Below are 24,499 nucleotides of genomic sequence, written 5' to 3'. Positions count from 1 at the left end.
GGCCGTCACGCCGTGGCGAAGCGGCGGGCGAAGGCGGCCCGGTTCGCGGACTCGGCGGAAGGCGGAGGTGCGGGTGCATACCGGTGACGTATGCGCCCGTGCCGACAACGCCGCGAGCGGGCGAACGGGCCCGGCGCAGCCGGGTGGCTGGCCATGAAGACACGCCCTAGCCTCGGCGAGCCCAAGCGGCCCAACGGTTATCGCCGGCGCCGCCGGGCGCGCAGTACCCGCCAGCCGGCGAACCCGGCGACGGCGAGCACGGCGGCGCCGAGCAGGTACAGCTGGTACCGGGTGATCAGGTGTTCGATCGCGGGCAGGTGCCCGCCGGCCAGGTACCCGAGGGCGGCCCAGACGCCGACCCAGGCGGCGGCGCCGATCATGTTGAACGCGAGGAACCGGCGCCACCGCATCCCGGTGACGCCGGCGAGCAGGCCGTTCGCCTGCCGCAGGCCCTCCACGAACCGGGCGATCACCACGACCTTCCCGCCGTGCCGCAGCATGAACCGTTCGGCCCGGTCCAGCCGGCGCGGGGTGAGCAGCACGTACCGGCCGAACCGGTGCAGCAGCGGCCGACCACCGAAGTGGCCGATGGCGAAGCCGATGTTGTCGCCGGCGACGGCGGCGACGAAGGCGATCGCCGCGACGGCGAGGATGTTCAACCGGCCGGCGTGCGCCGCGATCGAGGCCAGGATCAGCACCGTCTCGCCCGGTGCGGGCACCCCGAAGTCCTCCACCAGCACCAGCACGGCCACCGCGAGGTAGCCGTACTGGCCGAGCAGGGCGCCCAGGTCGACGAACGCCGCAGTCACCGGTATCGGCCTCCCCGCGGGCCCGGCACCGCGCCCCCCGGCGGCACCGTCCGACGCCTCCCACGGTACGGGGCCGGTCGGTGTCGTTCGCCCATCCCGCGCACCCCCCGACCGATCGATTACTACAACACACTGTAGTAGTAAGCACGGCCGCGGCCTCCGTCCCGGACGGACGGGTCGATACGGTCCACCGGTGGCAGCCGACCGATGGCAGCGGAACCCGGCCTCGGGCGAGGCGTTGTTGACCGGTTGGTCACCATGGGGCCGCCCGGGTTTGGCGGGGGCGCCGGGTGGGGTGAATGCTGGGGTGGACCATCCCCGTACGAAGGAAGACACATCGTGCGCGTGAACGCATATGCGGCACCGTCGGCGACCGAACCGCTGGTCCCGACCACCATCGAGCGCCGGGACGTCGGCCCGTCCGACGTGCTGATCGAGATCAGGTACGCCGGCATCTGCCACTCCGACATCCACCTGGTCCGCGGTGACTGGGGGCCCGTCACCTACCCGCAGGTGGTCGGGCACGAGATCGTCGGCGTCGTGGCCGAGGTCGGCGCCGAGGTCACCCGGCACCGGGTCGGCGACCGGGTCGGCGTCGGCTGCCTGGTCAACTCGTGCCGGGAGTGCGAGAACTGCCGCGCCGGCATGGAGCAGTACTGCCTGAACGGGGCCGTCGGCACCTACGCCTCGGTCGACCGGGACGGCACGATCACCCAGGGCGGCTACTCCACCCACGTCGTGGTGGACGAGGACTTCGTGCTCCGGGTGCCGGAGTCGATCCCGTTCGAGAAGGCGGCGCCGCTGCTGTGCGCCGGCATCACCACGTACTCGCCGCTGGCGCACTGGCAGGCCGGCCCGGGCACCCGGGTCGCGGTCGTCGGCATGGGCGGCCTGGGGCACATGGCGGTCAAGATCGCGCATGCGATGGGCGCCACGGTCACCGTGCTGTCGCAGTCGCTGAAGAAGCGGGACGACGGGCTCGCCCTGGGCGCCGACGAGTACTACGCGACGAGCGACCCGGACACGTTCGAGGCACTGAAGAACAGTTTCGACCTGATCGTCAACACGGTCAGCGCGCCGCTGGACATGGACGCCTACCTGGGGCTGCTGCGGTTGAACGGCACGCTGGTCAACGTCGGCGCCCCGCCGGAGGCGCTGCCGGTGCACGCGTTCGCGCTGTCCCGCAACCGGCGGTCGTTCGCCGGGTCGAGCATCGGCGGTATCCCGGAGACCCAGGAGATGCTCGACTTCTGCGCCGAGCACGGCATCGCGCCGGAGACCGAGCTGATCTCCGCCGACTACGTGAACGAGGCGTACGAGCGGGTGCTGGCCTCCGACGTGCGGTACCGCTTCGTCATCGACATCGCCACGCTGGCCTGAGCACCGCCGCCACGCTGGTCTGAGCACCGCCGTCGCCGCCGGCCCCGCGCCGGCGGTGACGGCGTCAGTCCGGCAGGTCGGCGATGCGGGTGGAGATCCGCTCCAGCACGGCCAGGTCGTCCCGGCTGAGGTGGTCCAGCAGCCGCCGCCGGACCGACTCCAGGTGGCCGGGCGCGGCCGCGGCGAGGGTCCGGAAGCCGGCGTCGGTCAGGTGGTAGATGGAGCCGCGTCCGTCGGCCGGGTCGGGTTCCCGCTCGATCAGCCCGCGCGCCTCCATCCGGGCGGCGTGGTGCGACAGCCGGCTGCGGCTCCATTCCATCTTTTTGGCGAGGTCCTTGAGGTTCCAGCGCCAGCCGTCGCGTTCGGAGAGCGTGCTCAGCACCTCGTAGTCGGTGGTCGACAGTCCGAGCTCGGCCAGGTCGCGGCCCAGCCGGGCCGGTAGCGCGGTGAGCAGCCGGCGCAGCGCGCGCCAGGACCGGTCCTCGTCGGCGTCGAGCCACCTCGTCTCGGGCACCGGACCAGTCTACTTTCCGTTGACGCGTCACCTAAACCGCGGTACTGTCATTGACATGTCACAGAAATTCCCGGCGCTGCCGGCCCGGCCCGCGACCGCGCGGGACGTGCCCGAACTGCTCGTGCTCCAGCGCTGCTGCTGGGTCGACGAGGCCATCGCGAACGACACGCTCGACATCGCCGCGCTGCACGAGACGCTGGCCGACGTCCGCGCCGGGCTGAACCGGTGGCACACCTGGTGCCTGCGCCACGACGGCCGGCTGATCGGCGCGGTCCGGGCCCGCCGGGACGGCGCCAGCTGGCACCTCGGCCGGCTGATGGTGGCGCCGGACCAGCGCCGCAGCGGGCTCGGCCGGGCACTGCTGCGGCACGCCGAGGCGCAGGCGCCGCCCGGGATCGACACGTTCGTCCTGGAAACCGGCCGGCGCAGCACCGACAACATCCGGTTCTACCGCAGCTGCGGGTACCGGCTCGCCGGCAGCGCGGGCCCGCACGCCGTGCGGTTGGTCAAACCGGCTGCCGCCGAGACCACGACGAACCGGGCCGGCACCACGACGAACCGAGCCGGCGGCGCCGAGCCCGCGGCGAGCGGGACCGGCGGCGCCGAGCCGGCTGCGAGCGGGACCGGCGGCTGACCCGGCGGCGGCTCAGGGCTCCAGATCGGTGCAGGCCCGCCCGGTCGGGAAGTCCAGCGGCACCGAGGCCTGGTCGTGCGCGATCAGCCAGTCGTCGCCGACCTTGCGGAAGCAGAACGTCCCCCGCACCCACATCCCCTCGGTGGCGGTGCCGTCCGCCAGCGTCCCGCTGAGCCGTCCGAAGCAGTGCGCGAACGCCACCACGTCGCCGACCTCGACGGCCAGGTCGCGTACCTCGTAGTGCAGGTCGTCGAGCATCGCGAAGGCGCGCTCCCAGTTCTTCAGCTTCGCCTCCACACCGACGTGCTGTAGTGGCGGTTCGACGTCGAAGGACACGACGTCCGGTGCGTAGATCCGCCGCAGCGCGTCGAGGTCCTTCGCGCCGAGTCCGTCGGCGATCCCGCTGATCAGCTGCCGGATCGTGGCCTCGTCTGCCTGGTGTGCCGTCGACATGGTCGGTGTTCCCTCCGGTACGGGTGAATGCTTGGTCCGATACCGGTACGACGAAGCGCGGCCACCGAATGTCAGGGGGCGCGGCGACCTCACATTCCAGCCGGCTGCGTCGTCGTACCGGTAGGGGAGCCGACCGAGCAGACTGCCGGCCCCGCGTGCCGAGACCGGTGAGGAGCATCCGACGGCCATGACGAGCGACCCGGCGCCAAGGCAGGACGGGTCCGGGACGGACCTGAGCGTGATCATGGGCGAGCGACGACAGCTGATCAGCCTCGCGTACCGGCTGCTCGGCTCGCTGGCCGAGGCCGAGGACGCCGTGCAGGAGACCTATACCCGGTGGTACGCGATGTCGCCGGAGCAGCGGGCCGCGATCGAGTCGCCGGGCGGCTGGCTGACCCGGGTGGCCAGCCGGATCTGCCTGGACCTGCTCGGCTCGGCGCGGGCCCGCCGGGAACGCTACGTGGGCGAGTGGATCCCGGAGCCGGTACCGGACCGTACCGGCTGGATCAGCGGGCGCGCGACCGGCGGCACCGACGACGCGGACCCGGCCGACCGGGTCACCCTGGACGAGTCGATCAGCATGGCGTTCCTGGTGGCGCTGGAGGCGATGACCCCGGCGCAGCGGGTCGCGCTGATCCTGCACGACGTGTTCCGCTACTCGTTCGCGGAGATCGCCGAGATCACCGGCCGCACCCCGGCGGCCTGCCGCGAGCTGGCGTCGGTGGCGCGGCGCCGGATCCGCGCCCAGCGGCATCCCGCGGCGCCGACGGCGGCGCAGGCCGGCCTGGTCCGGCACTTCAAGCACGCGTGGGCGGCGAAGGACATCGACGGCCTGGTCCGGCTGCTCGACCCGGACGCGGTGTTCACCGCGGACGGCGGCGGTCTGGTCCGCGCCGCGCTCGAACCGGTCGCGGGCCGGGAGCGGATCGCGCGGTACGTCGTCGCGATCTCCGGCCAGCTGACCGACCGCGTCACGATGGAGGAGACCACCGTCAACGGCCAGCCCGGCCTGGCGATCCGGCACGACGACATCGTCATCTCGGTCTACGCGTTCGACGTCGTCGGCGACCACATCACGCACATCTGGGCGGTACGCAACCCGGACAAGCTCCGGCCGTGGACGCTCGGCTGACCGTACCGCTCGGCCTGCCGGTCGCCAGCGGTCCGGCCATTCCCGGCCGCGCCGCGGCTCGTCGGGTGTCGAGCCGCGGCGAGCGGGCGGTCCGGACGCTTCCCGCGGCAGAATCGGCGGATGGGCAGGTCGGTACTGCAGCAGGCCCGCGGCGGCAGCGCCGCGGCGTTCCGGGAACTCGTCGAGCCGCACCGCGGCGAGCTGCACCTGCACTGCTACCGGATGCTCGGCTCGCTCGCCGACGCCGAGGACCTGGTGCAGGAGACGCTGCTCGCGGCCTGGCGGGGGTTGGACGGCTTCGCCGGCCGCTCGTCGATCCGGACCTGGCTGTACCGGATCGCCACGAACCGCTGCCGCAACGCGCTGCGCGACGCGAGCCGGCGGATCCCGGCCGAGCCGGTCCCACCGTTCGCCCCGCCGGCGCCGTCCCGGCGGGCCGCGGTGACCTGGCTGCAGCCGTACCCGGATGCGGCGCTGGACCGCATCGTCGAGCGCGCACCGGACCCGGCCGCCCGGTACCTGAGCCGGGAGACGGTGGAGCTGGCCTTCGTCACCGCGGTGCAGCAGCTGCCGCCGCGGCAGGCCGCGGTGCTGCTGCTGTGCGACGTGCTCGACTTCGGCCGTACCGAGGTCGCCACGATGCTGGACACCACGCCGAACGGGGTCAAGGGCACCCTGCAGCGGGCCCGGGCCAGCCTCGCCGAGCACCGCGAGACCGACGTCCGGGACGCCGTCCAGGGGCGGGTACGGCCGCCGGCCGGCGGCGGGGACGATGCCGGCGCCGGGGACGAGTGGGAGCTGGCGCGGCGGTTCGCGGTCGCGTTCACCGCGGACGACATCGACGGCGTGCTGGCGCTGCTCACCGACCAGGCGTGGCTGGCGATGCCGCCGGCGCCGCACGAGTATCACCGGGCCACGGCGATCCGCGCGTTCCTGGCGGCCAGCACGCGGGGTCGCGGCGGCCGGCGGCTCCGGCTGGTACCGACCGGCGCGAACCGGCAGCCGGCGTTCGGCTGCTACCTGGACGATCGGCCGGGCGCCGACGACGTGCCGGCGACGTTCGACGGTGTCCTGGTGCTCACGCCCGCGGCGGGCCGGATCGGGCGGATCACCCGGTTCCTGGATCCGAGTCTGGCGGAGCCGTTCGAGCTGCCCGTTCACCGTTGACCGTTCCGATTCCCGGCCGGCCGGTGTCTGTACCGGAAAGGCCGCGGCCGAACCGGCGGCGCCAGGCCGTACGGCTTCGGGTGACGGCACGACACGGGAGGTAGTCATGGAACCGAACACCGATCCGGTAACCGCCTACTACGGGCTGTTGCTGGACGGGACGGCGTCGTTCGACCCAGCTCGGCTGCGGCCGTTGCTGGCCGACGAGCTGGTCTTCGAGGGCCCGATCGCCGGCCGCGTGGTCGGCGCGGACCGGTTCGTCCGGGGAGTCACCGGCTTCGTCGAGACGATGCGCGGGATGACGATGCTGCACCGGCTGGCCGGCGACGGCGAGGCGGCCACGATGTACGACGCGGAGCTGCCCGGCGGCACCGTCCGGTTCGCGGAGTTCTTCCGGCTCGCCGACGGCCGGATCGCCGGCCTGCGCCTGCTGTACGACGCCGACCGGTACCGCGCCGCCGGCGGTCGCTGACCCGCCACCCGCCGACCGCAGCGGCGGGGGTCGGGCCGGCCGGCCCGACGATCGCGCCGGACGGCCCGGCCCCGACCGACGCACGTCCCCGGGCCACGGCGGGCGCCCCGCATCGCACGTACCCGGACCACGGCGGGCGCCCCGCATCGCACGTACCCGGACCACGGCGGGCGCCCCGCATCGCACGTACCCGGACCACGGCGGGCGCCCCGCATCGCACGTGCCCGGGGGACGGCGGGCGCGCCGCCGGTTCCGCCGACTCGCGGGTCCGCGGCGCGCGGTCGCCGTAGCGTGACGGTACGGGCCGGCGAGCCAGGGGGCGGTGGTGGACGGGGCGACGGGGTCGGCGGCGGGCCACGAGGCGCGTACCGGCGCGGGAGTGCTGCGGCTGGTGCTGCTCGGCGCCGCGATCGGGGTGCCGGCCGCGTTCGCCGCGGCCGGGTTCCTCGCCCTGGTGCACTTCCTGGAGACCTGGCTGTGGACCGACCTGCCGTCGGCGCTCGGTCACCGCACGCCGCCCTGGTACCTGGTGGTCGGGTTGCCGGTGGCCGGTGCGCTGATCGTGTTGGCGGTGCGGCGGCTGCTGCCGGGTGACGGCGGGCACCGGCCGTTGCAGGGCATCGGTGGCGGGCCGACGCCGCTGGCCGCCGGCCCCGGTGTCGTGCTCGCCGCGCTGGGCACCCTGCCGTTCGGGGCGGTGCTCGGGCCGGAGGCGCCGATCGTCGCGATCGGCTCGGTGCTGGGGGTGGCGGCGTCCCGGCTGGCCCACCTCGATGCACGGCGCACCCAGGTGCTGTCCACGGCCGGCTCGTTCTCGGCGATCTCGGCGCTGTTCGGTGGCCCGGTGGTGGCCGGAATGCTGCTGCTGGAGGCCGGTCTCGCCGCCGGTTCGGCGCTGCTGCCGGCGCTGGTGCCGGGCGTGGTCGCCGCCGCGATCGGCTACGTGATCTTCATCGGGTTCGGCACCTGGGGCGGCCTGAACGCGCCCGGCCTGACCGTGCCGCACCTGCCCGCCTACCAGGGGCTGCACCTGTACGACCTGCTCATCGCGATCGCCGTCGGCATCCTGGCGGCGCTGCTGCTCGCCGGCGTGCACCGGGTCGCGAGCCGGGTGGAGCGGCTGCAGCAGCGGTTCGGGATGGCGCCGGTGCTGGTCGGCGGCGGCCTGCTGGTGGGGTTGCTGGCGCTGGCGGCCACCGGGCTCGGCGCGGACTCGACCAACGTGCTGTTCTCCGGCCAGACGTCGCTGCCGGCGCTGGTCGGTGCCGGCAGCGTGGGCGCGCTGCTGGTGCTGCTGGTCGGCAAGGCGCTGGCCTACGCGGTGAGCCTGGGCTGTGGGTTCCGCGGCGGGCCGATCTTCCCGGCGATCTTCCTGGGCGTCGCGCTGGCGGCGGTGGCCACGGTCGGGTTCGGGGTGTCGCCGACGCTCGCGATCGCGGTCGGTACCGCGGCCGGGATGGCGGCGCAGGCCCGGTTGCTGTTCTCCCCGTTGGTCTTCGCCGCGCTGCTGGTCGGCCACGCCGGTACGGACGCGGTACCGGCGGTGGCGCTGGCCTCGGCGACGGCCTGGCTGGCGGCGCAGGCGCTCACCGGCCGGAAGCACACTTGACAGTGCTTATATAAGCACTGTTACATTCGATCCCGTGACGGAGGACGAGGACGACCCGACCGAGCGCAGCCGGTGGCGACCGGTCCGGCTGCTGCTCGCCGCGATGGACGACGAGATCGCCGCGGTCTACGCCGATGCGGCGATCGAGGGGCTGCGGCCGACCTGGGCGATGGAGCTGATCCGGCTGCACCGGCGCGGCCCGATGACGATCACCGAGCTGGCCCGGTCGGTGCAGGTGACGCACTCGGGCGAGAGCCAGAAGGTGGCCGCGATGCGGGCCGCCGGCCTGGTCCGCACCGTGCCCGGTCCGGATGCCCGCAGCAAGCGGGTGACGCTCACCGCGAAGGCGACCCGGCTGGTCGACCGGCTCGCCGCCGAGTGGGAGGCCACCGAGGCCGCGCTGGAGGACCTGGAGGACGAGCTGCCGTACCCGCTCAGCCGGGTCGTCACCGACATCCAGGAAGCGTTGGCGCGCCGGAGCTTCCACGACCGGATCCGGGACCGACTCGACCGGGACCCACGATGGGTGTGAGCGGCGCGCTGCTGGACGTCACGCCGCTGCGCAGCTCCCCCGCGTACCGCCGGCTCTGGCTCGGTGGAGTGTTCTCCGGTTTCGGCAGCCAGGCGACCATGGTCGCGGTGCCGTACCAGATGTGGCAGCTGACCCACAGCACCGTGTGGACCGGCGCGGTCGGCATCGCCCAGGCGGCGCCGCTGATCGCGGTCGGCTTCGCCGCCGGTGGCCTGGTGGACCGGGTCGACCGGCGCCGGCTGTACCTCGTCGCGCTGACCGGGCAGGCGCTGTGCTCGGTGCTGCTCGCGGTGCAGGGCTTCGCCGGCGTCGTGCCGGCGATCGGGGTCCTCGCGATCGTCGCCGTGCAGTACTGCTTCGTGGCCACCGGTGGCCCGGCGGCCCGGACGTTCATCCCACGGCTGCTGCCACCGCAGCAGCTCGCCGCCGGCCTGGCGCTGAGCCGGATCTCGTTCCAGGGCACCATGCTCGTCGGGCCCGCGGTGGCCGGGTTGGTGATCGGCTGGTTCGGGGTCGGCGGCTGCTACCTGATCGACGCGGTCAGCTTCCTGCTGGCCTTCTACGGCGCGGCCCGGCTGCCGGCGATGCGCCCGGACGGCGAGTCGGCCCGGCCCGGCCTGCGCGGCGTCGCCGACGGGTTGGCGTTCCTGCTGCGTACCCCGGTGGTGCGCGGCGCGCTGCTCACCGACCTCGCCGCGACGGTGCTCGCGATGCCGATGAGCCTGTTCCCGATCGTCAACGCGGAACGCTTCGGCGACAACCCGCGAACGTACGGGCTGTTCCTGACCGCGATCGCGGTCGGCGGCGTGCTCGCCTCGGTGCTGTCCGGCACGTTCACCCGCCGGGCCCGGCCGGGCCGGGCGATGCTGGCCGGCGCCGCCGTCTGGGGCGTCGCGCTCGCCGCGTTCGCCGTGGCGCCGAACCCGTGGCTCGGCCTCGCGTTCCTGGCCGTCGCCGGCGCCGCCGACACCGTCTCGGTCGTCTCCCGCAGCACCATCGTCCAGCTCGCCACCCCGGACGCGCTGCGCGGCCGGGTCGCCGCCGCCGAGCAGGCGGTCGGCCAGGCCGGCCCGGACCTGGGCAACCTGCGCGGCGGCCTGGTCGCCGGCGCCACCTCCGGTACCGCGGCGCTGCTGTCCGGCGGGCTCACCTGCCTGGCCGGCGTCGCCGCGATCGCCCTGACCACCCCGTCCCTGCGCCACACCCGTACCGAGCCGGAACCCGCCCCGAGCCCGCCCGCACCTGACCGCCGCCCCGGCGCTGTTGATCATGGTGTTGTCCGAACGGTAAGCGCTTACCGAACGAGCTAAGCCCATGACCAACAGGGCTCGGGCGCCTCGGGGGTGGGATGGGTCAGGGGAGGGTGTGTTGGGCCTGGTCGATGAGGCGTTGCAGGTGCAGGCCGCGGTGCACGTCCAGGTCGGACGAACGGCCGGCGCGGACCGCGGCGGCGAACTCGCGGCGCAGCGTCGCCCAGCGCTCCGCGTCGTCGGCGGTGTCCGCGGCCAGCGCGGCAAAGTCCAGCGACAGCGAGCCGGCCGGGCCGAACAGCTCGAACGTCTCGTACCGGCCGTCGCCGGTGCGCGGCACCACGCCGGACAGCGCGAGCTGGCTGATCGCGCCGCCGGCGTGCCGGCAGGTGAGCGTCAGGTACCGGCGGGAATCGCCGGCGGCGGTCACCTGCTCGACGGGGCCGACCGCCGCGTCCAGCAGGTCCAGCGCGTGCGGCCCGATGTCGTGCAGCGCGCCGTACTCCAGCCGCCACCCGTGCGCGTAGTCGCCGGCGATGAACGCCCCGGTCAGCTGCCGGGCCTGCGCCCCGTACGCGTCGAACGCCGCCGCCGCGCGAAGGAACTCGCGGACCCGCGGCCGGTACCGGTTGCTCAGCGCCAGCTGGCTGACCACGCCGGCGGCGTCCACCGCCTCGGTCAGCGCGATCGCCTCGGCCAGGTCGAGCCCGATCGGCTTGTCCAGCAGCAGCGCCCTGCCCGCCCGCGCCGCCTCGATCGCCATCCTCGCCTGCACGTCCGGCGGTACCGCGAACGCCACCGCCTCGCAGCGATCCAGCAGCGCGGCGTAGTCGTCGTACGCCTCGGTGCCGTGCGCGGCGGCCAGCTCCCGCGCCGCGTCCGGCCGGCGGGCCCACACGCCGACCAGCTCCGTCTCCGGCCCGGCGGCCAGCATCGGCGCGTGCATCCCGCGCGCCCACGGCCCCGCCCCGACCAACCCCACCCGTACCGGCTGCGCCTCAGTCATGCCCCGACCCTACGGTTCGGTCCGTCGTACCGGCGCGACGCGACCGGAAGTCACGACCCACGCCCCGCGCAGTCGGCGAGCTGGCCCAGGGCTGACCCGGCGCAGCCGGCGGACCAGCTCGGCGCAGCCGGGGGGCCGGCTCGGCGCAGCCGGCGGGTCGGCCCGGGCCGGCACGGCGGGCCGGCCCGGCGGGCACCGTCAACGTCGGCCGGTGAGCCGGACGCTGAGGTCCCAGAGTTGTTGCTGGATGCGCGGGTCGTACGCGTCGGGATGCGCCCGGGCCGGCTCGGTACGGTCGAAGAACTGACCGCTGACGCCGTCCATGGCCGGGTCGAGGACCAGCCGCCGGGTGGCGTGCAGGCCGGTTTCGAGCGAGTCGACGGTGTGCCCCACGGTCTGCAGGACCATCTTGGTCGGCATGTAGGTGGCCGGGTGCAGGCTGTTGACCGTGACCCGGCGCGGGTCGAGCTGCCGGGCGAACACCAGCGCAGTGGTGATCATCGCGAGCTTGGACTGCCCGTACGCGCGCATCCCGGTGTAGCCGTTGGCGAGGAACGGGTCGTCGAAGTCGATCGGGGCCTGCCCGAGCGAGGCGACGTCGACCACCCGGGCCGGCGCGCCCCGGTCGAGCAGCGGCAGCAGCCGCCGGGTCAGCGCGAACGCGGCGAGGTGGTTGACCGCGAACCGCAGCTCGTACCCGTCGGGGGTGAGCCGACGGTCGGTGCCGTCCGGTTCGCCGCCGCCGACGCCCGCGTTGTTGACGAGCACCGAGAGGTACCCGGTGCGGTTCTCGATGTCGTCCGCGAGCCGGTGCACCTGCGCCAGCTCGGACAGGTCGGCGCGGACGGTCTGGATCGCGGCCGGCGCGTCCGCGAGCTCGGCGGCCAGTTCGTCGAGCCGGCGCTGGTCCCGCCCGTGCAGGAGGAGTGTGGTGGCGGGTTCGCGGGCGAGGGCGCCGGCGAGGGCCCGGCCCAGCCCGTCCGTCGATCCGGTGACCAGGATGATCCGATCGGCCATCTGTCGCTCCCTGCCGCGGTTGTCGGGTCGCGGCCGGGGAGTGTCCGCGGCGTGCACCCGGGCCGTCCCGGCCAGCCTACCCATTAACGAGACGCAGTGTCTAGAAACTGGCCGGGCCCCGGTACCGGTCAGCCCGTCCGGGTGGCGCCGTGCGCGGCGAAGGAGTTGCGGTCGCCGGCCCAGGCATCCCGCGGTACCGCGGCCTCCAGCCGGTCGAGTTCGTCCGCGCCGAGCACCAGGTCCGCCGCGGCGGCGTTCTCGGCGAGCCGGTCGGCGCTGCGGGTGCCCGGGATCGGTACCACGTCGTCGCCGCGGGACAGCAGCCAGGCGAGCGCCAGCTGGCCGGAACTGACGTCCCGCTCGGCCGCGATCGCCTGCACCTCGCGCAGCAGGGCCACGTTGCGCTCCCGGTTGGCCCCGGCGTAGCGCGGGTCGCGGTCCCGGAACGGTGCGGCGGACGTGACACCGGCGAGGATGCCGGAGCCGAGCGGCGAGTACGGCACCACGCCGATGCCGAGCCGCCGCGCGGTCGGTACCACCTCGTCCTCGATCTCGCGCCACCACAGCGACCACTCGCTCTGCACCGCCGCGATCGGGTGCACCGCCGCCGCGGCCACCAGCTGCGCCGGGCTCGGTTCCGAGATCCCGAGATGGCGGACCTTTCCGGCGGCCACCAGCGCCGCCATCGCGCCGACCGTGTCCTCAACCGGTACCGCCGGATCGGGCCGGTGCAGGTAGTACAGGTCGATGCTGTCGACGCCGAGCCGGCGCAGCGACGCGTCGCAGTAGCCGGCCACCCGGTCCGGGTGCGCGTCCAGCTGGGTGCCGTCGGCGTCCCGCACGATGCCGAACTTGGTGGCCAGCGTGACCTCGTCGCGTCGGGTGGCGAGCAGCCGGGACAGCAGCCCTTCGTTGTGCCCGGCGCCGTAACTCTGCGCGGTGTCGAGCAGCGTGACACCGAGGTCCAGCGCGCGGTGCAGGGTGCCGAGCGAGGCGTCGTCGTCGGCCGGCCCGTACCCCTGGGACATGCCCATGCAGCCGAGCCCGAGGGCGGAGACGGTCAGCGCGTCACCGAGTGTGCGTTTCTGCATGGCCACGACGCTAGGTGGGCCGTACAGTGGTGTCCCGCTGCCGTTGTTACCAGTACCGGGAGTGCCAGGATGGCGCCGAACCCGCGCGAGCTCGGCGAGCTGCTGCGATCCCGGCGGGCGCGGCTGAGCCCCGCGGACGTCGGGCTGCCGGCCGGCCCCCGGCGCCGCACCGCCGGGCTGCGCCGCGAGGAGGTCGCCGCGCTCGCCGCGATCTCCCCGACCTACTACACGTTCCTGGAGCAGGGGCGGGCGGTGACACCGTCCCGGCAGGTGCTCGACGCGATCGCGGCCGCGCTGCGACTCGACGACGGCGAGCGCGCGCACCTGCACGAGCTGGTGCACGGCACGGCGCCGGCCACCGCACCGCCGGCCGCGGAGGCGCTGGCGCCGGGGCTCGGCGCGCTGGTCGACCGGCTCGACCCGGCCCCGGCGTACGTGACCGGCCGGCGGTTCGACGTGCTCGCCGCGAACCGCTCTGTCCGTCTACTGTGGACCAACTGGCCGGCGGTGCCGGTCGCCGACCGCAACATGGTCTGGTGGATGTTCACCGACCCGGCCGCCCGCGAGGTGCTGGTCGAGTGGGAGCGCGAGGCGGCTGCGCTGCTCGGCCGCTACCGGGCCACCGCCGCCCGCTACCCGGACGATCCGTCGTTCGCCGCGCTGACCGACCGGCTGCACGCCGCGAGCGCCGAGGTGCGCGCCTGGTGGCCGCGACACCAGATCACCCGGGTCGGCGGCGGCCACAAGCTGCTCCGGCACCCCGCCCTCGGCGAGTTCCGGCTCGACCACGTGGTGCTCACCGTGGCCGACGCCGCCGACCAGAAGCTCGTCGCGTTCGACGCAACGGCCGAGATCCTGGCCCGACTGGCGGATCTGCCGGACCCGCCCGCGTGCCACGATCGAGCCATGACCACCGGTTCGGACCGCCCGCGCCGATGAGGGCGCTGCTGGTCGCCGCACCGCTGCTGGGGCACCTGTTCCCGCTGGTGCCGCTGGCCGACGCGCTGCGCACCGCCGGCCACGAGGTACGACTCGCCAGTGCCGGCGCGGCGGCCACCGATGCCGGCGTCGCCGTCGACGACCTGCTGCCCGGCTTCCGGTACGAGCCGATCGCCCGGCGCGCCACGCTGCGCCACCCGTTCCGGGCCCGCGCCGAGCGCTCCGATCCCGCCGGCACCGTGACCCGGTTCGCCGAGATCAACCGGCGGCTGCGGGCCCCGCTCACCGACCTGGTGTCCTCGTTCGCCCCGCAGATCGTGGTCTACGAGCCGAGCGCCCCGGTCGCCGCCGCCGTCGCCGCCGAGCACGCGCTGCCCGCGGTACTGCACGAGATCTCGCTGCGCGAGGGCCGGCCGCTCGCCGCCGCCGTGCTGGCCCGGCTCGGTACGGTGGCCGGCACCGACCCGATCGGTACCTTCACCGTCGCGCCGCCCAGCCTGGTCGGCGACCGGCCCGGCTGGCCGATGCGCTACGTGCCCTACGCCGCGGCCGGTGACGTGCCCGGCTGGCTGCGCGAACCGCCACCGGACCGGCCCCGCATCCTCGTCACCCGGCCCACCGCGCCCAGCCGCCGGGACCGGCTGATGGCCGCCGTCCTCACCGCCGCGGCTCGGCTCGACGCCGAGATCGTCCTGATCCGGCCGGACCGCCGGCTGATGACCCGGCCGCTACCGGACAACGCGCGCTGGGTCGAGTGGGTGCCGCTGCCGTCCGCGCTGCGCACCGCCGCCGCAGTGGTGCACCATGGCGGCGCCGGCACCATGCTCACCGCGCTCGCGCTGGGCGTACCCCAGCTGGTCCCGGCCGAGCCCGGTGACCGGGGCTACCACGCCGCGCTGCTCGCCGACCGCGGTGCCGGTCTCACCGTCACCACCCCGGACCAGATCGACCCCGGCACCCTGGACCGGCTGCTCGCGGATCCCGCGCTGCACACGGCCGTCGCCGAGGTACGCGCCGAGATCGCCGCGATGCCCGCCCCCGCCACCCTGATCGACCGCCTCACCGCGCTCACCTGACGGTGCGGATTCCGTTCGCAGCGGGTGCCGGCTGTGCGCCGGCTGCCGCGGCGGGACGATTCGGGTGGTGCGCCCGGTTCGTACGCTGGTGCGGTGCGCCCCCGCTACCGCCTGCCGCTGCTGCCCACCCTGCTGATCTCCGCCGCACTGATGACCCTGGTCTGGAGCGCCCTGACGGGGTACAAGACGGTGGTGTTCCTCGGCGGCGACCAAGTGACCGCGCACATCCACCAGTGCGAGACGCACAACAGCAGTCGCGGCGGCACCCACACCACCTGTTACGGCAGCTGGCAGGACTCCCAGGGCGCCACCCACCACGGCACGGTCGACGGCGCCGGTTCGTCCGACTCCGGGAGTGACGTCCCGGTCCGCGCGCTGGGCAACGCGGCCGAGCTGGACGACGGGCTGACCGTGGTGCCGTACCTGATCGTCGAGGCGCTCTTCCTGATCCTCACGATCGTGCTCGCCGTCATCGTGGTCGCCAAGTACCGCGGGAGGAAGCGCGCGCCGTTCCCGCCGGGCCGGCTGCCCGGCCCGGTCCCGCGTGCCTGGCCGCCGCGGCGGCGGTGATCGCGTGAAAGACGTCTCAGCCTGTGGATGGCGGCTTCGCGTTCGGCCGGCGATGACGTAACGTGGCCGTCGATATGTACCGCGGCCTGCTTCTCCTTCGCTGCCGCGACGAGGCCCGTTAGAGGCTGGCACCTCGTCGCGGAGGTGCCGCGCGCCGGTCGTTCCTGCTTGGGCCATCCGCCCGTTGGGCCTCTGGCGACGTCTTGTCGACACATCGATGTCGCCGCCCGAGGATCGTCCCGATATCCGCCCGTACCAGCACCCTCGGCCCGCCGCGGCACACCCCGCCGGGCGCGCCGGAACGCCGCAACCGCACGGCCACACGTACGGGCGCCGTCAGCTCCCCGCAGCACGCGAAGAAGGAGTACGCCGCGATGACCGGCGCCACGTTCAACCGCCAGCAACCCTCCCCGATGCCGTACCACCGGTACCGGCCGTTCCACAGCTACAACAAGGTGGAGCTGCCGGACCGTACCTGGCCCGGCCGGCGCATCGAGCGCGCGCCGCGCTGGCTGACCACCGACCTGCGCGACGGCAACCAGGCGCTGGTCGACCCGATGAGCCCGGAACGCAAGCGCCGGATGTTCGACCTGCTGGTACGCATGGGGTACAAGGAGATCGAGGTCGGTTTCCCGTCGGCCAGCCAGACCGACTTCGACTTCGTCCGGGAACTGATCGAGGGCGGCCGGATCCCGGACGACGTGACGATCTCGGTGCTGACCCAGGCCCGCGAGCACCTGATCGAGCGCACGGTGCAGAGCCTGGTCGGCGCGCACCGCGCGACGGTGCACATGTACAACGCGGCGGCGCCGGTGTTCCGCAAGACGGTGTTCGGGTTCGACGGCGACGGCCGGGCGCAGACCCGGGCCATCGCGGTCGAGGGCAGCCAGGCGGTCGTCAAGTTCGCCGAGCAGTACCTGACCGGCACCGAGTTCGGCTACGAGTACTCGCCCGAGATCTTCATGGACACCGAACTCGACTTCGCGATCGACATCAGCGAGGCCGTGATGGACGTCTGGCAGCCCGGCCCCGGCCGGGAGATCGTGCTGAACTACCCGTGCACCGTCGAGCGCTCCACCCCGAACGTGTACGCCGACCAGATCGAGTACATGAGCCGCAACCTGTCCCGGCGCGAGCACGTCTGCCTGTCCGTGCACACCCACAACGACCGGGGTTGCGCGGTGGCCGACGCCGAGCTGGCCGTACTCGCCGGCGCGGACCGCATCGAGGGCTGCCTGTTCGGCAACGGCGAGCGCACCGGAAACGTCGACCTGGTCACCCTGGGCATGAACCTGTACTCGCAGGGCGTCGACCCGCAGGTCGACTTCTCCGACATCGACGAGATCCGCCGCACCGTCGAGTACTGCAACCAGATCGGCGTGCACGAACGCCACCCGTACGCCGGGGACCTGGTGTTCACCGCGTTCTCCGGGTCGCACCAGGACGCGATCAAGAAGGGGTTCGAGGCGCGCGAGGCGGAAGCCGCCGCCCGCGCCGTGCCGGTCGACGAGGTCGCCTGGGAGATCCCGTACCTGCCGATCGACCCGCACGACGTGGGCCGCAGCTACGAGGCGGTCATCCGGGTCAACTCGCAGTCCGGCAAGGGTGGCGTCGCCTACCTGCTGAAGTCCGAGTACGGGCTGGACCTGCCGCGGCGGCTGCAGATCGAGTTCTCCGGCGTGGTGCAGCGGCACACCGACGACGAGGGCGGCGAGGTCGCCGCGGCCCGCATCTGGGAGATCTTCCAGCAGGAGTACTCGGTGGACCACCAGCCGAACCGGCGGGTCGTGGTGCACGACTACGTGACCCGGTCGGCCACCGACGACAAGCTCGAACTCGGCGTCGAGTTCTCCGCCGGCGGCACCCGGCACACCGCCACGGTCACCGGTAACGGCCCGATCGACGCGTTCGTCCGGGCGCTGTCCGACGTGGACGTCGCGGTCCGGGTACGCGACTACGCCGAGCACGCGCTCACCAGCGGCGGGGACGCGGTCGCCGCGGCGTACGTCGAGTGCGAGGTCGGCGACCGCACGTACTGGGGGGTCGGCATCGACGCCAACATCACCACGGCCTCGCTGCGTGCCGTGACCAGCGCCGTCAACCGCTCTCGCGACTGATCCCACCGCCGCGGCGCGCTGGCTTGCCACCATCGGCAACCCGCCCGCCGCGGCGCGCTACCGAGGCCGCGCCTCGATCCCGGGGGCGGCGGTCGGCAGCCCAAGCCGCGCGGCGGCGCCGAGCAATCGCTGGTCATAGGTCACGAAGGCGGCGAGCGGCACGCTGTCGAGCAGCACACTGTGCGCGCTGGCCAGGTGGATCGCGTCCAACGAACGGAGCAACGGATCGGCGTACGTCGCGGCGGTCGCCCGCACCGTCGCATCCATCTCGATCTTGTTGATCCGAGCCAACATGGTTGGCACGGCGGACAACCGTCCAGGATCGGCACGTCGAAGCGCGCGGGGCACCTCGACCTCGGCCAAGGTCGAGGACGTCAGCGGTTCGGCGGACCGTTCCCCGAGCCACGAGACCAGCGCAGCGGTCTCCAGCTCCGGCCGGAGCAGCTTCACTATCGCGGCCGTGTCGAGATAGATCACAGGCGCTCTTCCCGCTGCTCCGACACGATCGCGGCAGCGTCGAGCGAGGCGTCGACCGCGCCGGGCGGCATGGTGATGGGCGCCGAGTTGGTGGCGGGCGTGACTCGGCCGCGGGCGATGAGATCGTCCAGCTCGCCCGCCTCGGCCGGGACGATTCGGGCGATGACCCGTCCCCGGTTGGTGATCTCCACCGTCGCGCCGTGCTCGACTTTGCCCAGCACCGATGCGGTGTCCTGGTTGAGCTGACGAATGGGTACGCTCTCCATCACCGCATCGTACTACGAATCTGTACTACGTTGCCACGGGCGATCTGCAACCCCCGCATCCGGGAGATCTCCGGGACCAGGCACCCGGGGCCACGGTCGGAGAGGATCGTCGCGCGGTCCGCGCCGCCCACCGAGGGCTACTGGCATGGCGGTGTCCACCGGACGGTGGACACCGGTGTCGAGGATCGGTCGACGGTGCGGCGCCCCGACCGCGGCGATGCTGGTCGGCATGACGCATCTCAAGGACGACGAACTGATCCCGGCGCTGTCCGCGCAGCTCGGCGAGCCGCTGCTGGCCGCCGCCTACGCGCGGGTGGACACGGTGCTGGGCCTGACCCGGATGCTCTCCCCGCTGGGCAACTACCTGATCGCACGGCCCGCCGCGCGGGCCGCCGCGCACCGCATCACCGAACGCACCGAGGTACCGCTGGACGCCGCGATGATCCTCGGCCTGACCGGTACCGCGCTGCACATCTGGCGGGCCGATCCGATGCTCAACCGGGTGGGCGAGCACGCCGGCGAGGTGTCCCTGGACCGGATCACCGAGCTGACCGTCACCCCCGGCCGCGCCTGGCATCCGATCCGGATCGTGCTGGCCGACGGCGAGAAGATCGAGGTCGAGGGGCGCGGCGCCGCGCACCTGCTGGCGACGGAGTTCGAGCGGCTGCGGGTGGGTTGATCCGGTACCGCATGCTGGTCCGGTGCCGCAGCCGCCGCCCCACCCCGAGACCGTGCACGCCTGGACGCGGGGGGCTGTCGTGCGCGACGCGTACTACGGGCTCGTGATGGCCGGTTCCCTCGCCGCCGTCTGGTACTCGGGGGCAGGCGGCGGCCGGGTCGTCGCGCTGGCCGCGCTGATCGCGCTGACCGGCTGGTACTGCCTGGTCGGCCGGCGGGCGGTCCGGATGCGGCCGATGTCGGCGCGGACCGCCGGCTACCAGCTCGGCGCGCTGGCGCTGCTGGTCACCGCGCAGGCGGCGACGCTGTCGAGTTCGTGCCTGCTGTTCGCCGCGATCCCGCAGGCGTTCCTGCTGCTGCCGCTGCGCTGGGCGGTGCTCGCCACCCTGGTCGGCAACGTGGTTCCGGTGACCGCGCTGGCCGGCGAGGCCACGTACCCGAGCCTGGTCGGCACCGGTGCGGCCCTGGTGGTGGTGGCGTGCGCGGCGTACTTCGGGTGGTGGATCCAGCGCATCATCCAGCAGAGCCGGGAGCGGGCGGACCTGATCGCCCAGCTCGCCGACGCGCGGGCGGACCTCGCCGCGGCGGAACGCGCGGCCGGCGCGCTGGCCGAGCGGCAGCGGCTGTCGACCGAGATCCACGACACCCTGGCGCAGGGCTTCACCAGCATCCTGATGCTGCTCCAGGCGGCCGAGGCGGCACCGCCGGAGCAGGCGAAGGTGCACCTGGAGCGGGCCGCGCGCGCCGCCCGGGAGAACCTCGCGGAGGCCCGCGCGCTGGTCGGCGCGCAGCCGCCGACGAACCTGACCGGGTCGTCGCTGCCGGACGCGCTGCGCCGGCTGGCCGGCCGGCTCGGCGAGGAGACCGGCATCGACGCCGGCTGGGAACTCACCGGCGAGCCGCGCCCGCTGCCGGCCGGTACGGAGGTGGTCGTGTTGCGCTGTGCCCAGGAGTCGCTGACCAACGTGCGCCGGCACGCCCGGGCGGCCACCGCGAGGCTGCGGCTGAGGTACCTGGCGGACGCGGTGCGGCTGACCGTGGCCGACGACGGTGTCGGCTTCGATCCGGCCGCGGCGGCCGGGTTCGGCCTGCACGGCATGCGGGAACGCGTCGCGCAGGTGGGCGGCCGGCTGGAGATCGCCAGTACGCCGGGGCGCGGTACCACGCTGACCGTGGACGTGCCGGCATGATCCGGGTGCTGCTGGTGGACGACCATCCGGTGGTCCGGGAGGGGCTGCGCGGGATGCTCGGCGCGGAGGCCGACATCGAGGTGGTCGGCGAGGCCGGGTCGGCGGCCGAGGCGGTCGTCGCGGCCCGCGCGCAGGACCCGGACGTGGTGCTGATGGACCTGCGGATGCCGAACGGCGACGGCGTGGCGGCCACCGTCGCGGTGCTCGCGCAGCAGCCGCGCTGCCGCGTCGTGGTGCTCACCACGTACGAGAACGACGCCGACATCCTGCGCGCGGTCGAGGCGGGCGCGACCGGCTACCTGTTGAAGGACGCCGGCCGGGCGGAGCTCGCGCAGGCGATCCGGGCGGCGTCGCGCGGCGAGACGGTACTGGCCCCGTCGGTCGCCGCGAAGCTGGTCTCCCGGCTGCGCTCGCCGGTCGGGCTGACCTCGCGGGAGATCGAGGTGTTGCGGCTGGTCGGCGCCGGCCGGACGAACGCGGAGATCGGCCGGGCGCTGCTGATCAGCGAGGCGACGGTCAAGACGCACCTGCTGCGCACGTTCGGCAAGCTCGGCGTCTCGGACCGCACCGCCGCCGTCACGGCCGCGCTGGAGCGGGGCATCCTGCCGCCGTACTGACCGCAGCCGGGCCGCGGAATCGTCGACGCACGATCGTCCGACGGTGGCGATCGTCCGGCGGGTGATCGCCCGACGCCGGTCTGTCACCGATTGTTGGGTATTTGTCCCCTCCCATACCGGGGTAAAAACGTGCATGATGCCTCCCAAGGTATGAAGTTTCCCGACGGAGGAGGACAGATGCGCATCCGAACCGTGCTCGGCGCCGTGGTGGCTGCCGGCACCCTCGCCGCGATCGGGCTGGCCGGTCCCGCCCAGGCGTACCCGCCGACCCCGCCGTCGGCGAGCGAATCCGCGACGCACCTGGCCACCCTGACCGTCGCGGCGCCCGGATCGATGGACGGGTACAGCCGGGACAAGTTCCCGCACTGGATCTCGCAGGGCGACAACTGCAACACCCGCGAGGTGGTGCTCCAGCGCGACGGCAGCGGCGTCACCGTCGGCAACGACTGCTACCCCACCGCCGGCTCCTGGTACAGCGTGTACGACCAGACCACGACCACCGACCCGAGCAAGGTGCAGATCGACCACATCGTGCCGCTCGCGGACGCGTGGCGGTCCGGCGCCGCGGACTGGACCACGGCGAAGCGGCAGGACTTCGCGAACGACCTGACCGACCCGCAGCTGATCGCGGTGTCCGCGTCCAGCAACGAGTCCAAGGGCGACCAGGACCCGTCCGAGTGGAAGCCGCCGTCGGAGAGCGAGTGGTGCTACTACGCGCGGGACTGGATCCAGGTCAAGTACGTGTGGAAGCTGACCGTCACCAGCGCCGAGAAGGCCGCGCTGAGCGACATGCTCACCAACCACTGCTGAGGTGAGCCGGCGGATGTCCGGTGTGCGCCGGACATCCGACAAAACCTGGCAGCGTGCCGCGCCGGCCGGCACGATCGGCGCCATGAGCCAGACGTACTCGGGAGACTTCAGTACCGGCCAGGGCGGCGTGTTCACCGACGAGGTCGGGGTGATCACCGGCCCGGTCACGCTGCGTACCACGGTGGACGGCGAGCGCCGGCTCGTCGTCGAGGTGCAGTACCAGGGCGCCGACGAGTGGTACACGGTGAAGGGCGGCAGCTGCACGCTGCACGACGCGGCCGACGCGGAGCCGGTGCACCGCCTCGTGCTGGCCGTCCTCGCCCGCGGCGGCGAGGGCGACCGCCCGCACTGACCCGCAGGCGGCGACGGCGACCGCCCGTACCGACCTGCATCCGGCCCCGGCCTGACCCGCATGCGGCGCGGGCGACCGCCCGCCCGTGGCGACGTCAGCGGCGCGGCTGGCCGTAGCGCCCGAGCCGGGCGGTGATTGCGGCGAGTTCGGCGTCGTCCAGCAACTTCGGCGGCCGGCCGGCGCCGAGCACCCGCAGCGCCACGTCGCAGACGTACTCCAGGTAGACCGCCCGGTCGTACGCGGCGGCCAGCGTGTCACCGAGGGTCACCGCACCGTGGTTGGCGAGCAGCACGCCGGTGCCGTCGCCGAGCGCCGCCAGCATGTTCTCCGCGAGTCGCGGCGTGCCGTAGCTCGCATACTCGGCGACCCGCAGCCGGCCGCCGAACATCCCCAGGTAGTAGTGCACCGGCGGTACCTCGTCGACCAGGCAGGACAGCGCCGTCGCGGCGACCGAATGGGTGTGCACGATGGCGCCGGCGTCCCGGGACGCGTAGCAGGCGAGGTGCATCGGCGCCTCGCTGGTCGGCGCGAGCGGCGCCTGCACCGGCGTCCCGTCCAACCGGTGCACGCCGACCTGATCGGCGGTCAGGGTGCCGTAGTCGACCCCGGACGGGGTCACCGCGACCAGGTCACCGACCCGGACGCTGACGTTACCGGCGGTACCGACGACCAGTCGCTCGGCCACCAGCCGGCGGCACACCGCCACCACCTCGGCCCGCTCGGCGGCCAGCAGCATCGCGTCGTCCTCTCGATGGGGGGCAGGTCCACCCCGAACCGGCCCGGGTGGTCGGGCACCGGGCCGGTCAGCCGCCGTTCGGCCGCCGACTCGGTTCCACCGGCGGTCCGGTGACCGGGCAGCTCACCCGGGACGCCGGCGCCCGCTCGGCGGGCAGCCGACCGGTGGGGCGAAGCAGTACCGCCGAGAGCACGCTACCGGCCGCGAGCAGCGCGGCGCAGATCAGCATCGCGATCCGGAACCCGTGATCGAACGCGGTCGGTTCCTGGTACGCGGCGCCGGACAGGCCGGCCGCCAGCGGCAGGGCGGCGACCGCGAGCAGTCCGGCGGCGCGGGCGACGGCGTTGTTGACGCCGCTGGCGATGCCGGCGTGCCGCTCGTCCGCGGCGGCCAGCACCGTCGCGGTCAGCGGCGCCACCACCACCGTCATGCCCAGCCCGACGACCACGACCGCCGGCAGCACGTCGGTCAGGTAGTTCGCGTGCGGCCCGATCCGCAGCATCAGCAGCATCCCCACCGCGGTCAGCGCCGGGCCGGCGATCAGCTGGGTCCGCGGCCCGATGCGCTGGGCGACCCGGCCCGAGGTCGCCGACAGCGCCAGCATGATCAGCGTGAACGGCAGCAGCGACACGCCCGCCGCCAGGGCGGTGTAACCGGAGACCGTCTGCAGTTGCAGGACGACGAAGAACATCAGGCCGCTGAGCCCCGCGTACACCGCGAAGGTGACCGCGTTGATGGTGCTGAAGGTGCGGGAGCGAAACAGGCCGAGCGGCAGCATCGGGTTCGCCGCCCACCGCTGCCGCAGCAGGAACGCCACCAGCGCGGCGACCCCGAGCGCGCCGGCGATCAGCCCGACCGGCCGGCCCGCCGCGTCGGTCGGTTGCACCAGCGCGTAGGTCACGCCGGCCAGGCCGAGCGCGCACAGCGCCGCGCCCAGCACGTCGAACGGGCCGGTGTTCTGCGGGTCCCGGCTCTCCGGCACGTACCGCAGGGTGACCGCGACAGCCAGCGCGGCGAGCGGCAGGTTGAGGTAGAACACGAACCGCCAGCTGGCCGCGTCCACCAGCCAGCCGCCCAGCAGCGGGCCGATCGCGGTGGCCACGCCGCCCAGACCGGACCAGGCACCGATCGCCCGCGCCCGGTCGTCCTTGCGGAACGTCGCCTGGATCAGCGCGAGCGAGCCGGGGGTGAGCAGCGCGCCGCCGACGCCCTGCAGCAGCCGGGCCCCGATCAGTACCGGCATCGTCGGCGCGACGCCGCACAGCGCCGAGGCGGCGGCGAACCAGGCGGTGCCGATCACGAACACCCGGCGCCGCCCGTACCGGTCGCCGAGCGAGCCGCCGAGCAGGATCAGCGCCGCCAGGGTCAGCGTGTACCCGGTGATCGTCCACTGTAGACCGGACAGTTCGGCGTGCAGCTCCTTGCCGATGTGCGGCAGTGCGACGTTCACGACGGTGCCGTCGAGCATCGCCATACCGGACGCGAGCACCGTCGCGAGCAGCACGCCGCGGCCGGTACCGGAGGAGAACGCGACGGATCCGGCGGTGCCCCGGTGCGCCGCGCGGTCGGTGCGGACAGCTTCGCCCATGCGGCCCACGATGCCAT

The 24,499-nt window shown here is 73.9% G+C and carries 27 protein-coding genes; 17 read left to right on the top strand and 10 right to left on the bottom strand.

Features of this window, described 5'->3' with window-relative positions; genetic code table 11:
• Positions 1 to 197: 197 nt before the first annotated feature.
• The gene (locus Athai_RS33100; protein WP_239157315.1) at positions 198 to 809 is read right to left on the bottom strand and encodes a DedA family protein; all 612 of its coding nucleotides are present in this window, start codon (positions 807 to 809) and stop codon (positions 198 to 200) included.
• 336 nt (positions 810 to 1,145) lie between these two features.
• Here Athai_RS33100 and Athai_RS33095 point away from each other — a divergent pair, with 336 nt between their 5' ends.
• Positions 1,146 to 2,189 (top strand): NAD(P)-dependent alcohol dehydrogenase, encoded by a 1,044-nt coding sequence (locus Athai_RS33095; protein ID WP_275422679.1) that lies wholly within the window; start codon positions 1,146 to 1,148, stop codon positions 2,187 to 2,189.
• A 64-nt stretch (positions 2,190 to 2,253) separates the two neighbouring features.
• Here Athai_RS33095 and Athai_RS33090 read toward each other — a convergent pair whose 3' ends face one another.
• Positions 2,254 to 2,703, bottom strand: coding sequence for a MarR family winged helix-turn-helix transcriptional regulator (locus Athai_RS33090; RefSeq protein WP_203965110.1), 450 nt, complete (start codon positions 2,701 to 2,703; stop codon positions 2,254 to 2,256).
• A gap of 55 nt (positions 2,704 to 2,758) precedes the next feature.
• On the opposite strand from Athai_RS33090, the gene Athai_RS33085 reads away from it, so the two are divergent.
• Positions 2,759 to 3,337 carry a GNAT family N-acetyltransferase gene (locus Athai_RS33085; RefSeq protein ID WP_203965109.1) on the top strand — a complete coding sequence of 193 codons (579 nt, stop codon included), beginning with the start codon at positions 2,759 to 2,761 and terminating at the stop codon, positions 3,335 to 3,337.
• Between the two features lie 12 nt (positions 3,338 to 3,349).
• Here the strand turns inward: Athai_RS33085 and Athai_RS33080 are convergent, their stop codons facing one another.
• Entirely contained in the window at positions 3,350 to 3,790 is a 441-nt protein-coding gene (locus Athai_RS33080; protein WP_203965108.1) for a YybH family protein, read from the bottom strand.
• 187 nt (positions 3,791 to 3,977) lie between these two features.
• Here Athai_RS33080 and sigJ point away from each other — a divergent pair, with 187 nt between their 5' ends.
• From sigJ to Athai_RS33050, 6 genes are all read left to right on the top strand, one after another.
• Positions 3,978 to 4,922 carry an RNA polymerase sigma factor SigJ gene (sigJ, locus tag Athai_RS33075; protein ID WP_239157313.1) on the top strand — a complete coding sequence of 315 codons (945 nt, stop codon included), beginning with the start codon at positions 3,978 to 3,980 and terminating at the stop codon, positions 4,920 to 4,922.
• A gap of 120 nt (positions 4,923 to 5,042) precedes the next feature.
• A complete protein-coding gene (locus Athai_RS33070) occupies positions 5,043 to 6,089 on the top strand; it encodes an RNA polymerase subunit sigma-70 (protein ID WP_203965107.1) in 1,047 nt (348 codons plus the stop codon).
• Positions 6,090 to 6,195: 106 nt separating this feature from the next.
• Positions 6,196 to 6,561, top strand: a complete 366-nt coding sequence (locus Athai_RS33065; RefSeq protein ID WP_203965106.1) for a nuclear transport factor 2 family protein — start codon at positions 6,196 to 6,198, stop codon at positions 6,559 to 6,561.
• Between the two features lie 325 nt (positions 6,562 to 6,886).
• On the top strand, positions 6,887 to 8,170 hold the full coding sequence (locus Athai_RS33060; protein ID WP_203965105.1) for a chloride channel protein: 1,284 nt from the start codon (positions 6,887 to 6,889) through the stop codon (positions 8,168 to 8,170).
• A 34-nt stretch (positions 8,171 to 8,204) separates the two neighbouring features.
• The gene (locus Athai_RS33055) at positions 8,205 to 8,702 is read left to right on the top strand and encodes a MarR family winged helix-turn-helix transcriptional regulator (RefSeq protein WP_239157312.1); all 498 of its coding nucleotides are present in this window, start codon (positions 8,205 to 8,207) and stop codon (positions 8,700 to 8,702) included.
• A complete protein-coding gene (locus tag Athai_RS33050) occupies positions 8,693 to 10,012 on the top strand; it encodes an MFS transporter (RefSeq protein ID WP_203965104.1) in 1,320 nt (439 codons plus the stop codon). The genes Athai_RS33055 and Athai_RS33050 overlap by 10 nt, the downstream gene beginning before the upstream one ends.
• Before the next feature lie 43 nt (positions 10,013 to 10,055).
• Here Athai_RS33050 and Athai_RS33045 read toward each other — a convergent pair whose 3' ends face one another.
• From Athai_RS33045 to Athai_RS33035, 3 genes are all read right to left on the bottom strand, one after another.
• The gene (locus Athai_RS33045; protein ID WP_203965103.1) at positions 10,056 to 10,958 is read right to left on the bottom strand and encodes a Gfo/Idh/MocA family protein; all 903 of its coding nucleotides are present in this window, start codon (positions 10,956 to 10,958) and stop codon (positions 10,056 to 10,058) included.
• A 198-nt stretch (positions 10,959 to 11,156) separates the two neighbouring features.
• A complete protein-coding gene (locus Athai_RS33040) occupies positions 11,157 to 11,975 on the bottom strand; it encodes an SDR family NAD(P)-dependent oxidoreductase (protein ID WP_203965102.1) in 819 nt (272 codons plus the stop codon).
• 128 nt (positions 11,976 to 12,103) lie between these two features.
• Complete coding sequence (locus Athai_RS33035; RefSeq protein WP_203965101.1) at positions 12,104 to 13,066, bottom strand: aldo/keto reductase; 963 nt, start codon at positions 13,064 to 13,066, stop codon at positions 12,104 to 12,106.
• Positions 13,067 to 13,135: 69 nt separating this feature from the next.
• On the opposite strand from Athai_RS33035, the gene Athai_RS33030 reads away from it, so the two are divergent.
• The 4 genes from Athai_RS33030 (at position 13,136) to leuA (ending at position 17,768) form a co-directional block, all read left to right on the top strand.
• A complete protein-coding gene (locus Athai_RS33030; RefSeq protein WP_203965100.1) occupies positions 13,136 to 14,005 on the top strand; it encodes a helix-turn-helix transcriptional regulator in 870 nt (289 codons plus the stop codon).
• Positions 14,002 to 15,081: a nucleotide disphospho-sugar-binding domain-containing protein gene (locus Athai_RS33025; protein ID WP_203965099.1), complete on the top strand. Its 1,080-nt coding sequence runs from the start codon at positions 14,002 to 14,004 to the stop codon at positions 15,079 to 15,081. Before Athai_RS33030 ends, Athai_RS33025 begins: the two co-directional genes overlap by 4 nt.
• A 93-nt stretch (positions 15,082 to 15,174) precedes the next feature.
• Positions 15,175 to 15,651, top strand: a complete 477-nt coding sequence (locus tag Athai_RS33020; RefSeq protein ID WP_203965098.1) for a hypothetical protein — start codon at positions 15,175 to 15,177, stop codon at positions 15,649 to 15,651.
• A 374-nt stretch (positions 15,652 to 16,025) separates the two neighbouring features.
• Positions 16,026 to 17,768 (top strand): 2-isopropylmalate synthase, encoded by a 1,743-nt coding sequence (leuA, locus tag Athai_RS33015; protein ID WP_203965097.1) that lies wholly within the window; start codon positions 16,026 to 16,028, stop codon positions 17,766 to 17,768.
• 57 nt (positions 17,769 to 17,825) lie between these two features.
• Here the strand turns inward: leuA and Athai_RS33010 are convergent, their stop codons facing one another.
• Both Athai_RS33010 and Athai_RS33005 read right to left on the bottom strand, forming a co-directional pair.
• Positions 17,826 to 18,245 carry a type II toxin-antitoxin system VapC family toxin gene (locus tag Athai_RS33010; RefSeq protein WP_203965096.1) on the bottom strand — a complete coding sequence of 140 codons (420 nt, stop codon included), beginning with the start codon at positions 18,243 to 18,245 and terminating at the stop codon, positions 17,826 to 17,828.
• Entirely contained in the window at positions 18,242 to 18,511 is a 270-nt protein-coding gene (locus tag Athai_RS33005) for a type II toxin-antitoxin system Phd/YefM family antitoxin (protein WP_203965095.1), read from the bottom strand. The genes Athai_RS33010 and Athai_RS33005 overlap by 4 nt, the downstream gene beginning before the upstream one ends.
• Before the next feature lie 229 nt (positions 18,512 to 18,740).
• On the opposite strand from Athai_RS33005, the gene Athai_RS33000 reads away from it, so the two are divergent.
• The 5 genes from Athai_RS33000 to Athai_RS32980 all read left to right on the top strand — a co-directional run bounded on the left by Athai_RS33000 (position 18,741) and on the right by Athai_RS32980 (position 22,158).
• Positions 18,741 to 19,190 carry a hypothetical protein gene (locus Athai_RS33000; protein WP_203965094.1) on the top strand — a complete coding sequence of 150 codons (450 nt, stop codon included), beginning with the start codon at positions 18,741 to 18,743 and terminating at the stop codon, positions 19,188 to 19,190.
• A 79-nt stretch (positions 19,191 to 19,269) separates the two neighbouring features.
• The gene (locus Athai_RS32995) at positions 19,270 to 20,379 is read left to right on the top strand and encodes a sensor histidine kinase (RefSeq protein ID WP_239157311.1); all 1,110 of its coding nucleotides are present in this window, start codon (positions 19,270 to 19,272) and stop codon (positions 20,377 to 20,379) included.
• A complete protein-coding gene (locus Athai_RS32990; protein WP_203965093.1) occupies positions 20,376 to 20,996 on the top strand; it encodes a response regulator in 621 nt (206 codons plus the stop codon). Before Athai_RS32995 ends, Athai_RS32990 begins: the two co-directional genes overlap by 4 nt.
• A 177-nt stretch (positions 20,997 to 21,173) precedes the next feature.
• Positions 21,174 to 21,806 carry an HNH endonuclease family protein gene (locus Athai_RS32985; RefSeq protein ID WP_203965092.1) on the top strand — a complete coding sequence of 211 codons (633 nt, stop codon included), beginning with the start codon at positions 21,174 to 21,176 and terminating at the stop codon, positions 21,804 to 21,806.
• Between the two features lie 82 nt (positions 21,807 to 21,888).
• A complete protein-coding gene (locus tag Athai_RS32980; protein WP_203965091.1) occupies positions 21,889 to 22,158 on the top strand; it encodes a hypothetical protein in 270 nt (89 codons plus the stop codon).
• A 94-nt stretch (positions 22,159 to 22,252) separates the two neighbouring features.
• On the opposite strand, the gene Athai_RS32975 is transcribed toward Athai_RS32980, so the two are convergent.
• Positions 22,253 to 22,894 (bottom strand): class II aldolase/adducin family protein, encoded by a 642-nt coding sequence (locus Athai_RS32975; RefSeq protein ID WP_203965090.1) that lies wholly within the window; start codon positions 22,892 to 22,894, stop codon positions 22,253 to 22,255.
• 67 nt (positions 22,895 to 22,961) lie between these two features.
• Positions 22,962 to 24,482, bottom strand: a complete 1,521-nt coding sequence (locus Athai_RS32970) for an MFS transporter (RefSeq protein ID WP_203965089.1) — start codon at positions 24,480 to 24,482, stop codon at positions 22,962 to 22,964.
• Between the last annotated feature and the right edge of the window lie 17 nt (positions 24,483 to 24,499).

Source organism: Actinocatenispora thailandica (assembly GCF_016865425.1).
GTDB lineage: Bacteria > Actinomycetota > Actinomycetes > Mycobacteriales > Micromonosporaceae > Actinocatenispora > Actinocatenispora thailandica.
The sequence above is the reverse complement of the archived record's forward strand: the minus strand, read 5'-3'. Positions and strand labels throughout refer to the sequence as shown.

What these genes read in the sequence shown, in the direction of transcription:
- Athai_RS33085 (WP_203965109.1), top strand. Translation starts at nt 2,759, where the DNA reads ATGTCACAGAAATTCCCGGCGCTGCCGGCCCGGCCCGCGACCGCGCGG.
- Athai_RS33080 (WP_203965108.1), bottom strand. Translation starts at nt 3,790, where the DNA reads ATGTCGACGGCACACCAGGCAGACGAGGCCACGATCCGGCAGCTGATC.
- sigJ (WP_239157313.1), top strand. Translation starts at nt 3,978, where the DNA reads ATGACGAGCGACCCGGCGCCAAGGCAGGACGGGTCCGGGACGGACCTG.
- Athai_RS33070 (WP_203965107.1), top strand. Translation starts at nt 5,043, where the DNA reads ATGGGCAGGTCGGTACTGCAGCAGGCCCGCGGCGGCAGCGCCGCGGCG.
- Athai_RS33065 (WP_203965106.1), top strand. Translation starts at nt 6,196, where the DNA reads ATGGAACCGAACACCGATCCGGTAACCGCCTACTACGGGCTGTTGCTG.
- Athai_RS33050 (WP_203965104.1), top strand. Translation starts at nt 8,693, where the DNA reads ATGGGTGTGAGCGGCGCGCTGCTGGACGTCACGCCGCTGCGCAGCTCC.
- Athai_RS33045 (WP_203965103.1), bottom strand. Translation starts at nt 10,958, where the DNA reads ATGACTGAGGCGCAGCCGGTACGGGTGGGGTTGGTCGGGGCGGGGCCG.
- Athai_RS33040 (WP_203965102.1), bottom strand. Translation starts at nt 11,975, where the DNA reads ATGGCCGATCGGATCATCCTGGTCACCGGATCGACGGACGGGCTGGGC.
- Athai_RS33035 (WP_203965101.1), bottom strand. Translation starts at nt 13,066, where the DNA reads ATGCAGAAACGCACACTCGGTGACGCGCTGACCGTCTCCGCCCTCGGG.
- Athai_RS33030 (WP_203965100.1), top strand. Translation starts at nt 13,136, where the DNA reads ATGGCGCCGAACCCGCGCGAGCTCGGCGAGCTGCTGCGATCCCGGCGG.
- Athai_RS33025 (WP_203965099.1), top strand. Translation starts at nt 14,002, where the DNA reads ATGAGGGCGCTGCTGGTCGCCGCACCGCTGCTGGGGCACCTGTTCCCG.
- leuA (WP_203965097.1), top strand. Translation starts at nt 16,026, where the DNA reads ATGACCGGCGCCACGTTCAACCGCCAGCAACCCTCCCCGATGCCGTAC.
- Athai_RS33005 (WP_203965095.1), bottom strand. Translation starts at nt 18,511, where the DNA reads ATGGAGAGCGTACCCATTCGTCAGCTCAACCAGGACACCGCATCGGTG.
- Athai_RS33000 (WP_203965094.1), top strand. Translation starts at nt 18,741, where the DNA reads ATGACGCATCTCAAGGACGACGAACTGATCCCGGCGCTGTCCGCGCAG.
- Athai_RS32990 (WP_203965093.1), top strand. Translation starts at nt 20,376, where the DNA reads ATGATCCGGGTGCTGCTGGTGGACGACCATCCGGTGGTCCGGGAGGGG.
- Athai_RS32985 (WP_203965092.1), top strand. Translation starts at nt 21,174, where the DNA reads ATGCGCATCCGAACCGTGCTCGGCGCCGTGGTGGCTGCCGGCACCCTC.
- Athai_RS32980 (WP_203965091.1), top strand. Translation starts at nt 21,889, where the DNA reads ATGAGCCAGACGTACTCGGGAGACTTCAGTACCGGCCAGGGCGGCGTG.
- Athai_RS32975 (WP_203965090.1), bottom strand. Translation starts at nt 22,894, where the DNA reads ATGCTGCTGGCCGCCGAGCGGGCCGAGGTGGTGGCGGTGTGCCGCCGG.
- Athai_RS32970 (WP_203965089.1), bottom strand. Translation starts at nt 24,482, where the DNA reads ATGGGCGAAGCTGTCCGCACCGACCGCGCGGCGCACCGGGGCACCGCC.